This window comes from Macrococcus sp. S115 (genome assembly GCF_030067655.1).
Taxonomy (GTDB): Bacteria; Bacillota; Bacilli; order Staphylococcales; family Staphylococcaceae; genus Macrococcoides; species Macrococcoides psychrotolerans.
This window is the reverse complement of the sequence record NZ_JASJES010000015.1, coordinates 1-9,129: the sequence shown is the minus strand read 5'-3', so window position 1 is coordinate 9,129 and position 9,129 is coordinate 1. Positions and strand designations below refer to the sequence as shown.

The 9,129-nt window shown below is 38.3% G+C and carries 7 protein-coding genes and 6 tRNA genes; 12 read left to right on the top strand and 1 reads right to left on the bottom strand.

All coding sequences use genetic code 11. From position 1 onward, the window contains the following. Positions 1–6 precede the first annotated feature (6 nt). The 8 genes from QNJ52_RS11405 to QNJ52_RS11370 all read left to right on the top strand — a co-directional run bounded on the left by QNJ52_RS11405 (position 7) and on the right by QNJ52_RS11370 (position 2,779). Positions 7–81, top strand: a tRNA-Asn gene (locus QNJ52_RS11405). A gap of 4 nt (positions 82–85) precedes the next feature. Continuing rightward, positions 86–160 (top strand) — tRNA-Glu (locus QNJ52_RS11400). 3 nt (positions 161–163) lie between these two features. Continuing rightward, positions 164–239, top strand: a tRNA-Val gene (locus tag QNJ52_RS11395). Between the two features lie 28 nt (positions 240–267). Further along, a tRNA-Tyr gene (locus QNJ52_RS11390) sits at positions 268–351 on the top strand. 5 nt (positions 352–356) lie between these two features. Next, positions 357–431: transfer RNA gene (locus QNJ52_RS11385), tRNA-Gln, on the top strand. Positions 432–437: 6 nt separating this feature from the next. Next, a tRNA-Lys gene (locus QNJ52_RS11380) sits at positions 438–510 on the top strand. A gap of 263 nt (positions 511–773) precedes the next feature. After that, positions 774–1,679 (top strand): arginase, encoded by a 906-nt coding sequence (gene rocF / locus QNJ52_RS11375; protein WP_283722642.1) that lies wholly within the window; start codon positions 774–776, stop codon positions 1,677–1,679. Positions 1,680–1,822: 143 nt separating this feature from the next. Further along, positions 1,823–2,779 (top strand): cation diffusion facilitator family transporter, encoded by a 957-nt coding sequence (locus QNJ52_RS11370; protein ID WP_283722641.1) that lies wholly within the window; start codon positions 1,823–1,825, stop codon positions 2,777–2,779. A 7-nt stretch (positions 2,780–2,786) separates the two neighbouring features. Here QNJ52_RS11370 and QNJ52_RS11365 read toward each other — a convergent pair whose 3' ends face one another. After that, on the bottom strand, positions 2,787–3,233 hold the full coding sequence (locus QNJ52_RS11365; protein WP_101141474.1) for an ArsR/SmtB family transcription factor: 447 nt from the start codon (positions 3,231–3,233) through the stop codon (positions 2,787–2,789). A gap of 339 nt (positions 3,234–3,572) precedes the next feature. On the opposite strand from QNJ52_RS11365, the gene cdaA reads away from it, so the two are divergent. From cdaA to glmS, 4 genes are all read left to right on the top strand, one after another. Further along, positions 3,573–4,382, top strand: a complete 810-nt coding sequence (gene cdaA / locus QNJ52_RS11360) for a diadenylate cyclase CdaA (protein WP_099483914.1) — start codon at positions 3,573–3,575, stop codon at positions 4,380–4,382. Next, the gene (locus QNJ52_RS11355; RefSeq protein WP_219493789.1) at positions 4,382–5,317 is read left to right on the top strand and encodes a CdaR family protein; all 936 of its coding nucleotides are present in this window, start codon (positions 4,382–4,384) and stop codon (positions 5,315–5,317) included. Before cdaA ends, QNJ52_RS11355 begins: the two co-directional genes overlap by 1 nt. 12 nt (positions 5,318–5,329) lie before the next feature. Next, entirely contained in the window at positions 5,330–6,676 is a 1,347-nt protein-coding gene (gene glmM, locus QNJ52_RS11350; RefSeq protein ID WP_283722639.1) for a phosphoglucosamine mutase, read from the top strand. Between the two features lie 640 nt (positions 6,677–7,316). Next, positions 7,317–9,119, top strand: coding sequence for a glutamine--fructose-6-phosphate transaminase (isomerizing) (gene glmS / locus QNJ52_RS11345; RefSeq protein ID WP_283722638.1), 1,803 nt, complete (start codon positions 7,317–7,319; stop codon positions 9,117–9,119). The last annotated feature ends 10 nt before the right edge of the window (positions 9,120–9,129 follow it).

The following is a 9,129-nucleotide window of genomic DNA, read 5'->3' as shown; positions in this document are numbered from 1 at the left end:
TATTTATCCACAGTAGCTCAGTGGTAGAGCTATCGGCTGTTAACCGATCGGTCGTAGGTTCGAGTCCTACCTGTGGAGCCATTTAGGCCCCTTGGTCAAGCGGTTAAGACACCGCCCTTTCACGGCGGTAACACGGGTTCGAATCCCGTAGGGGTCACCATTTGGAGGATTAGCTCAGCTGGGAGAGCATCTGCCTTACAAGCAGAGGGTCGGCGGTTCGAGCCCGTCATCCTCCACCATTTATTCTAATAATGAACTTAATATAACGGAGGGGTAGCGAAGTGGCTAAACGCGGCGGACTGTAAATCCGCTCCTTCGGGTTCGGCAGTTCGAATCTGCCCCCCTCCACCATCTATTGGGCTATAGCCAAGCGGTAAGGCAACGGACTTTGACTCCGTCACTCGTTGGTTCGAATCCAGCTAGCCCAGCCATTTTTAGAGCCATTAGCTCAGTTGGTAGAGCATTTGACTTTTAATCAAAGGGTCAGAGGTTCGAATCCTCTATGGCTCATCTGAAAGCATCCTGTATAGGATGCTTTTTTTGTTGTGTTTTTTATTTTTAATCAACTTTCTATTAATAGATTATTAATATTATACATAAATATCCATTTTATTCATTTATACATAAAAATATTGAATATTCACTTTATAAACAGTAAAATATATTAGAGATAGATTTCTAAATAACCTGAAATTATTTTCACTACTTTTGTGAGTTTTAATTTCGTTGATTTAGATATATTGATATATGAATTTTTTAAAGGGGAATGGATGATGAACAAGACAGTTGAAATTATTGGTGCGCCAAGTGCGTTCGGGCAACGTAAGTTAGGGGTAAATATGGGACCGGATGCAATGCGTTATGCTGGTTTAGTAGAGCGCATAGAAGCAATTGGACATAAGGTAGTAGACAATGGAAATATTGAATCACCTGTAATTGATATGAAAGTGTACACAAGTGAACAAGATGGGGCTTTAAGAAATTTACCAGAAGTTACTACTTTTTGTGAGACTTTATGTGATGTCGTTGATACATCAGTACAAAATGGACATTATCCTCTAGTGATTGGTGGCGATCATTCTATTGCGATGGGTACGATATCAGGGATTGCAAAGCATTATGATAATCTAGGAGTGATCTGGTATGATGCCCATGGTGATCTTAATGTTGCGGATTCTTCACCTTCTGGTAATATTCATGGAATGCCGTTACGCGCTTTAATTGGTGACGGTCATGAAGATTTAGTGAATATCGGTGGTTATGACAAGAAAGTTAAAGTTGAAAATATTGTTCTTATCGGTATGCGTGATCTTGACGAGGGAGAAAAGGCATACATTAAAGAGGTGGGTATTAAAACTTATACGATGGCAGCTATTGATCAGCTCGGTATGAAGACAGTGATCGAACAGACGTTAGAGCATTTATCAAATTGTGATGGTATCCATTTATCGCTTGATGTAGATGCACTGGATCCGAATGAAACGCCAGGGACAGGTACTACAGTTCCAGGTGGTATTACGTATCGCGAAAGTCACCTTGCAATGGAAATGTTGAATGATAGTGAGCGTATTACGTCATTTGAAATTGTTGAAGTGAATCCATTGATAGATATTAATAATCAAACAGCAGAACAAGCGGTGGGGCTAACGGGTTCATTTTTTGGAGAGAAGTTGTTATAAGTTGTGCTGTGAATTAAAATATTCAGATACCAGACTATTTTGGTCTGGTATTTTCTTTTTGTAATATCATTCATATTTTAAATTATATATTGATTTATAGTGTACAATACTTATATGAAAATAATTGATAGGAGAGATATTGTATGAGAAGAATAAATTCCCCAGAATATTTCCATCACGTAGAACACTTAAAGAAACAGAATCAATCGAGAAGAACGCTATGGGCGTCATTGCTGATTACGTTATTCTTCACGGTTGTAGAGGTCGTAGGGGGAATCCTGTCAAATTCACTTGCATTGCTTTCTGATTCAATGCATATGCTAAGTGATGTTCTTGCGCTTGGGTTATCGATGATTGCGATATATTTTGCGAGTAAGAAACCAACTTCAAATCACACATTCGGCTTTTTAAGGCTGGAAATATTAGCAGCATTTTTAAATGGTCTTGCTTTAGTGGTCATTTCAATCGGCATCTGTTATGAAGGTATTATGCGTATGATTCATCCGCAAGCGGTAGATGTCAAGCTTATGCTTATTATCTCTACTATCGGTTTAATTGTCAATATCATCCTTACATTTATCTTGATGCGCTCACTTAAAGGTGAAGATAATATTAATGTGCAAAGCGCATTGTGGCATTTTATTGGCGATCTACTGAATTCCGTAGGTGTGATTGTAGCTGTTGCAGTTATTTACTTTACAGGCTGGGTTTTGATAGACCCAATTTTAAGTATACTGATTTCGATCATCATCTTCCGTGGTGGATATAAGATTGTACGTAATGCCTGGGTCATCTTAATGGAGCGTGTACCAGAAGGGTATGATTCAGATGCGATTATTGCAGATATTAAAGCGTTTGACGGTGTACTGGATGTGCACGAATTCCATCTATGGGCTATTACGACAGAACATTACTCGATTACAGCACACATTGTTGTAGATAATTTAGATGGTGTACGAAACTATGAACTGATCAATACAATCAGTAATATGCTTAAGGAGAAATACAAACTTGGCCATAGTACGTTGCAAGTAGAACATTTACAGAAGAATCATCTCGATGATCCTTACTTTGATGATATTAAGAAAGAGATGGAATAAGCATTGCTTATTCTATCTCCTTCTTAATTGTCACCCTATAATTTGTATTGCCATTTTTATCTGACGCATTCTTAATATATTTCTTAAGTTCTTTTTTGAATTCTGTGAAAGATTTTTGGTCAAGCTTTAGATTAAACGTGTGTTCTTTTGACTGCTTTAAAGAATAATCACTGAATTTAAGTAAATCAGGGGAGGGTATTAATGTCTTTGCTACCGGTGCATAGAACTTCTGAATGATGCTATGTTTTTGTTCTGTTTTAACGATTTCAATTATTCCGTTCTTTTCAAGTTCTGCGAGATGATAATGAATCTTTGCGCGGGGAATGTCCAGTTCATCAGCTAATTGCTGGCCTGTCTTAGGTTTAGTCGCGATCAGTTCAAGGAGTTTAATACGGAATGGGTCGCTTACACATTTCAACTGAGGCAAATTATCAATCATTAAAGTTTCTAACATACGGTTGCTCCTTCATATGAATTCTTTTTTTGAGATGATATCTTTTATTACATCATGCTGAAATCCATTACAAATGATGGTAAAATAATTAACTTTATTTTACCATCATTTATTTAATAAATAGCAACTTTATAACAATCTTTACATATACTTAATAGATTGTTTACAATAAATAATTTATACTAATAAACGTAGCTCCAGGTAAGAAATTAAAGATTTATCAGCTAAAAGGAAAAGTTCAATAATTAAATGAATATTGAAAAAATGTATTAAACTATACGAGGAAAAGCGCCTTAACATGATATAATATAGGTTAGTATGAATTATGGAGGAGATACAATGCAATTGACGCATGTTTTTGATAACTTGAGTACGATAAAAGTTATCACAGGCATCATTGACCTCTTAATTGTATGGTATGTTATCTACCTTATGATCAATGCAATCAAGGGTACGAAAGCAATACAATTATTAAAGGGTATCTTCTTTATTCTGATTGGTAAATTAATCAGTGACTCTTTAGGTTTAACAACCACTTCTAAGATATTTGATATGGTAATCGACTGGGGATTCCTGGCCATTATCGTTATTTTTCAGCCAGAATTAAGAAGAGCGCTCGAGCAGTTAGGTCGAGGAAGTTTGTTCAAACGTAATGCAGCAAATTTAAAGGTGAGTCAGGCTAAGCTGACAGATGCGATGGTGAAATCCATTCAGTATATGGCAAAGCGTCGTATAGGTGCTTTAATTGTCTTTGAAAAGGAAACAGGGTTGCAAGATTACATAGAAACAGGGATACCGATTTATGCAGATATCTCTACAGAATTAATGATTAATATCTTTATTCCAAATACGCCGCTCCATGATGGTGCGATGATTATTCGAGGCGATAAGATTGCAGTTGCTGCGAGTTACCTGCCGTTATCAGATAGCTCTAAGATACAAAAGAGCCTTGGAACGAGACATCGTGCAGCTGTTGGTATATCAGAAGTATCTGATGCATTTACAGTTGTTGTCTCGGAGGAGACAGGCGATATATCTGTTACTTACAATGGCAGACTGCGCAAAGATGTATCACTTGAAGTGCTGGAGGCACTGCTTACAGAACATTGGTTCAGCGCCCACTTATCTAAGAAAGGTGTGGTGAAATAATGTTAGAGAATAAATGGGGATTAAGACTCGTTGCATTTTTACTTGCACTCGGCATCTTTTTACAAGTGAATAATGTGTTTGAAGTTATCGGCAATGATCAATTCTCACAGACACAGCAGACGGTTATTACCGATGTTCCCGTGAAGACGGTCTATGACGATGAAAACTTATATTTATCCGGAGCACCGAAGACCGTCAACGTTAAAATAAGTGGCCCTCAATCTATCGTTAAGAAGACTCAGAGCTTAATGGACTTTACGGTTGAGCTGGATTTGTCCAATTCTAAAGTTGGGGATTACAAGAAATCATTTAAAGTGACAGGCATCTCTGATAAATTAAAATACGAAGTTATTCCGAAAGAAGCAAACGTATCCTTATCTGAAAAGATAAAAGATACGAGAAAAGTAGAAGCAGAAATTAGTTCTTCACGTATTGCCTCAGGGTATGAGCTTGTCGGACAGGAGGTTGACCCTTCACAAGTGACGATTATCGGAGGAGAAGATGAGATAAACAAGATTGCTTATGTAAAAGCAACGTTATCAGAATCTGAGAAATTAACAAAATCAACAACTTCTCAAGCTGAAGTTAACGTATTTGATGCAAGCTTGAATAAACTAGATGTTACTGTAAAACCTAGCAAGGTTAAAGTTAACACAAAAATTGTGCCGACATCAAAAGTAGTAGACATAGAAGCACAAGAGACAGGTAAGCTTTCTTCAGGACTTAAGTTAAAGTCGCTGAAGCTATCTGAAGATAAAGTAGAACTCTTTGGTAAACGTTCTGTGCTAGATGGGATAGGCAGTTTAACAATTGATGTAGACTTATCTAAAGTTACTGAAAGTACTACGATCAAGCAGAAATTAGCGTTACCTAAAGACGTTACAAGTTCTAATCCGGAAACTGTTGAAATTAATATTGAAGTAACTAAAAATTAAAGGAGATTTATTATGGGTAAATATTTTGGGACAGACGGTGTAAGAGGCGTTGCAAACAGCGAATTAACACCAGAGCTAGCATTTAAACTAGGACGTTTTGGGGGATATGTACTTGCGCATAACGATACAGAAAAACCGACTGTCGTTGTCGGTAGAGATACACGTATCTCAGGAGTGATGTTAGAGTCAGCACTTGTTGCAGGACTATTATCAACAGGAGCTGAAGTCATGCGTTTAGGCGTTATTACAACGCCTGGAGTTGCGTACTTAACACGTGAGATGAATGCACAAGCGGGGGTTATGATCTCAGCGAGTCATAACCCTGTACAAGATAATGGTATCAAGTTCTTTGGTGCAGATGGGTTTAAACTTAGTGATGCACAAGAAGCGGAGATTGAAGCATTGCTTGATACTGAAGAAGACACGTTACCACGACCTGTCGGTGTAGAACTTGGACATACTTCAGATTACTTTGAAGGTGGACACCGTTATTTAAGCTACTTGAAATCAACGATTGAAGGTGACCTTGAAGGATTGAAGATTGCACTTGATGGTGCACATGGTTCTACGTATTCACTTGCACCATACTTATTTGGTGACCTTGAAGCGGATACAGCAACAATCGGATGTAATCCAGATGGTAATAATATCAATGACGGCGTTGGCTCAACGCACCCAGAAAAACTTGCAGAATTAGTGTTAGATACTGATAGCGACTTTGGACTTGCATTCGATGGTGATGGCGACCGTATTATTGCAGTCGATGAGCAAGGTCAAATCGTCGATGGTGACCAGATTATGTTTATCTTAGCACAGGATATGGATGCTAGAGGAGAACTTAAAGACCATATGGTCGTGTCTACAGTTATGAGTAACCTTGGATTCTATAAAGGATTAGAATCTTTAAATATTAAGTCTGATAAGACGAAAGTTGGCGACCGTTACGTAGTAGAAGAAATGCGTCGTAGTTCATACAACTTAGGTGGCGAGCAGTCAGGACATATCGTAATGATGGATCATAATACGACAGGAGATGGCCTGTTAACTGGAATTCATCTCGCAAGCATTGTGAAACGTTCTGGAAAGACTTTAAGTGAACTTGCAGGTCAAATGACAAAGTATCCACAACGACTTGTAAATATCAAAGTATCTGATAAGCATGCTGTTGAACAAAATGAACACGTAGCAGCAGTGATTAAGGAAGTTGAAGATGAAATGAATGGAGAAGGCCGTGTATTAGTACGTCCATCTGGAACTGAACCGTTAGTACGTGTAATGGTCGAAGCGAAGACAGATGAAGATGCAGAGCGCTTCGTTAATAAAATTAGTGATGTTGTAAGAGAACATATGGGGTTATAAAAGGTCGTGACACGAGCGTTAAGTCACGAATAAAATCATGAAAAGACGGTGAGAAATGGTTTTTGTTTCCATCCGTCTTTTGATTTTATTGAAGTGTCTGCTCGTGGAACGCCGTAAATAAAAGGTCGTGACACGAGCGTTAAGTCACGAATAAAATCATGAAAAGACGGTGAGAAATGGTTTTTGTTTCCATCCGTCTTTTGATTTTATTGAAGTGTCTGCTCGTGGAACGCCGTAAATAAAAGGTCATGACACGAGCGTTAAGTCACGAATAAAATCATGAAAAGACGGTGAGAAACGGTTTTTGTTTCCATCCGTCTTTTGATTTTATTTATTGAATATTTGATAGAATACTCTTGTATGAACTGATACCTATATAGTACAATAGTTTAAGTTTAGTAAACTATTTCATTCGAAAAGGAGGATTGTAACAACTTAATATACAGCGCCAGAACAGGAAACTGTTGACGAGGACGGATGGTCATCGAATTTTCGGCGGATGCCATCCCGGATAAAGCGATTCGATAGCTGATGAACAAACCACCTGGGCAACTGGGTGAACAAAACGCATCAGCACCGCATAATAAGACTACTAAACAAAAATACAAAATTGAATTGGAACTAGCAGGAGGAAATTATTATGTGTGGTATCGTAGGTTATATTGGAACAGAGGATGCAAAAGAGATCCTTTTAAAAGGTTTAGAAAAATTAGAATATCGTGGGTATGATTCAGCAGGTATCGCTGTACGTAACGGAGAAGATGTACGTGTCTACAAAGAGAAAGGCCGTATCGCAGAACTTCGTAAAGTTGTAGATTCAAACTTTGATACAACGACTGGTATTGGACATACGCGTTGGGCAACACATGGTGTACCAAATCACGAAAACTCTCATCCGCATCAATCTGAAAGCGAGCGTTTCACATTAGTGCATAACGGTGTGATCGAGAACTACGAGCAATTAAAGAATGAATATTTATCAGGTGTGACATTTAAATCAGATACTGATACAGAAATTATCGTTCAACTTATAGAACACTTCTCTAAACAAGGATTAGAAACAGAAGCAGCTTTCGTTCAAGTATTAAAATTATTACATGGTTCATATGCATTAGGTTTATTAGATACACAGAACCCAGATGTTATCTACGTTGCGAAGAACAAATCTCCTTTACTTGTAGGTTTAGGTGATGGATTCAACGTTATCGCATCAGACGCGATGGCAATGTTACAAGTAACAGACACTTATACAGAATTACACGATGGTGAAGTTGTTCTTGTAACGAAAGAAAGCATCGACATCAAAGACCTAGAAGGTAAGAAAGTGAAACGTAAACCTTACAAAGCTGAAATCGATGCATCAGATATCGAAAAAGGAACATATGCCCACTACATGCTTAAAGAAATTAACGAGCAGCCTGCTGCGATGCGTAATATCATCCAGGAATATCAAGATGAAAAAGGAAACTTAAAGATCGATAAAGATATCGTTAAAGCAGTACGTAAAGCGGACCGTATCCATATCATTGCCTGTGGTACATCTTATAATGCAGGTCTTGTTGGTAAAGAATACCTAGAGAAATGGGCAGGTATTCCAACAGAAGTACATGTCGCTTCTGAATTCGTCTATAACATGCCATTACTGTCTAAGAAACCATTGTTCATCTTTATCTCACAATCAGGCGAGACAGCGGATAGCCGTGCAGTATTAGTGGCAACGAAGAAATTAGGACACCCTGCACTGACAATTACAAACGTAGCTGGTTCGACATTATCACGTGAAGCGGATCATACATTGATTCTTCATGCAGGACCTGAGATTGCAGTTGCGTCTACAAAGGCTTACACTGCACAGATCGCGGTATTATCAATCTTAGCGCAAGTCGCTGCAGCAGATGCAGGTATTGATACTGGTATTGATCTATTACCAGAACTTGCGAAAGTGACTTCAGCGATTACAACAGTGATCGATGATGCTGAATTAATGGAGAAAATTGCAACGGACTTCTTAGCAACTACACGTAACTGTTTCTTCATCGGACGTACGATGGATTATTACGTAGGTGTTGAAGGTGCGTTAAAGCTTAAAGAAATCTCTTACATCCAGACAGAAGGATTTGCAGGTGGGGAGTTAAAGCACGGTACGATCGCATTAATTGAAGAAGGAACACCAGTTATTGCATTAGCAACTCAAGAACGTGTGAACTTATCAATCCGCGGTAACGTGAAAGAAGTTGTAGCTCGTGGTGCACATCCATGTATCATTTCAATGGATGGATTAAATCAAGAAGGCGACACTTATGTGATTCCTCATGTTCATGAAATGCTAGCGCCATTAGTATCGGTTGTAACAACACAGTTAATCGCATACTATGCAGCGTTACACCGTGGAGCAGACGTAGATAAACCACGTAACTTAGCGAAATCTGTAACAGTTGAATAATTTAGAAATA

What these genes read in the sequence shown, in the direction of transcription:
- glmM (WP_283722639.1), top strand. Translation starts at nt 5,330, where the DNA reads ATGGGTAAATATTTTGGGACAGACGGTGTAAGAGGCGTTGCAAACAGC.
- QNJ52_RS11365 (WP_101141474.1), bottom strand. Translation starts at nt 3,233, where the DNA reads ATGTTAGAAACTTTAATGATTGATAATTTGCCTCAGTTGAAATGTGTA.
- rocF (WP_283722642.1), top strand. Translation starts at nt 774, where the DNA reads ATGAACAAGACAGTTGAAATTATTGGTGCGCCAAGTGCGTTCGGGCAA.
- QNJ52_RS11370 (WP_283722641.1), top strand. Translation starts at nt 1,823, where the DNA reads ATGAGAAGAATAAATTCCCCAGAATATTTCCATCACGTAGAACACTTA.
- QNJ52_RS11355 (WP_219493789.1), top strand. Translation starts at nt 4,382, where the DNA reads ATGTTAGAGAATAAATGGGGATTAAGACTCGTTGCATTTTTACTTGCA.
- cdaA (WP_099483914.1), top strand. Translation starts at nt 3,573, where the DNA reads ATGCAATTGACGCATGTTTTTGATAACTTGAGTACGATAAAAGTTATC.
- glmS (WP_283722638.1), top strand. Translation starts at nt 7,317, where the DNA reads ATGTGTGGTATCGTAGGTTATATTGGAACAGAGGATGCAAAAGAGATC.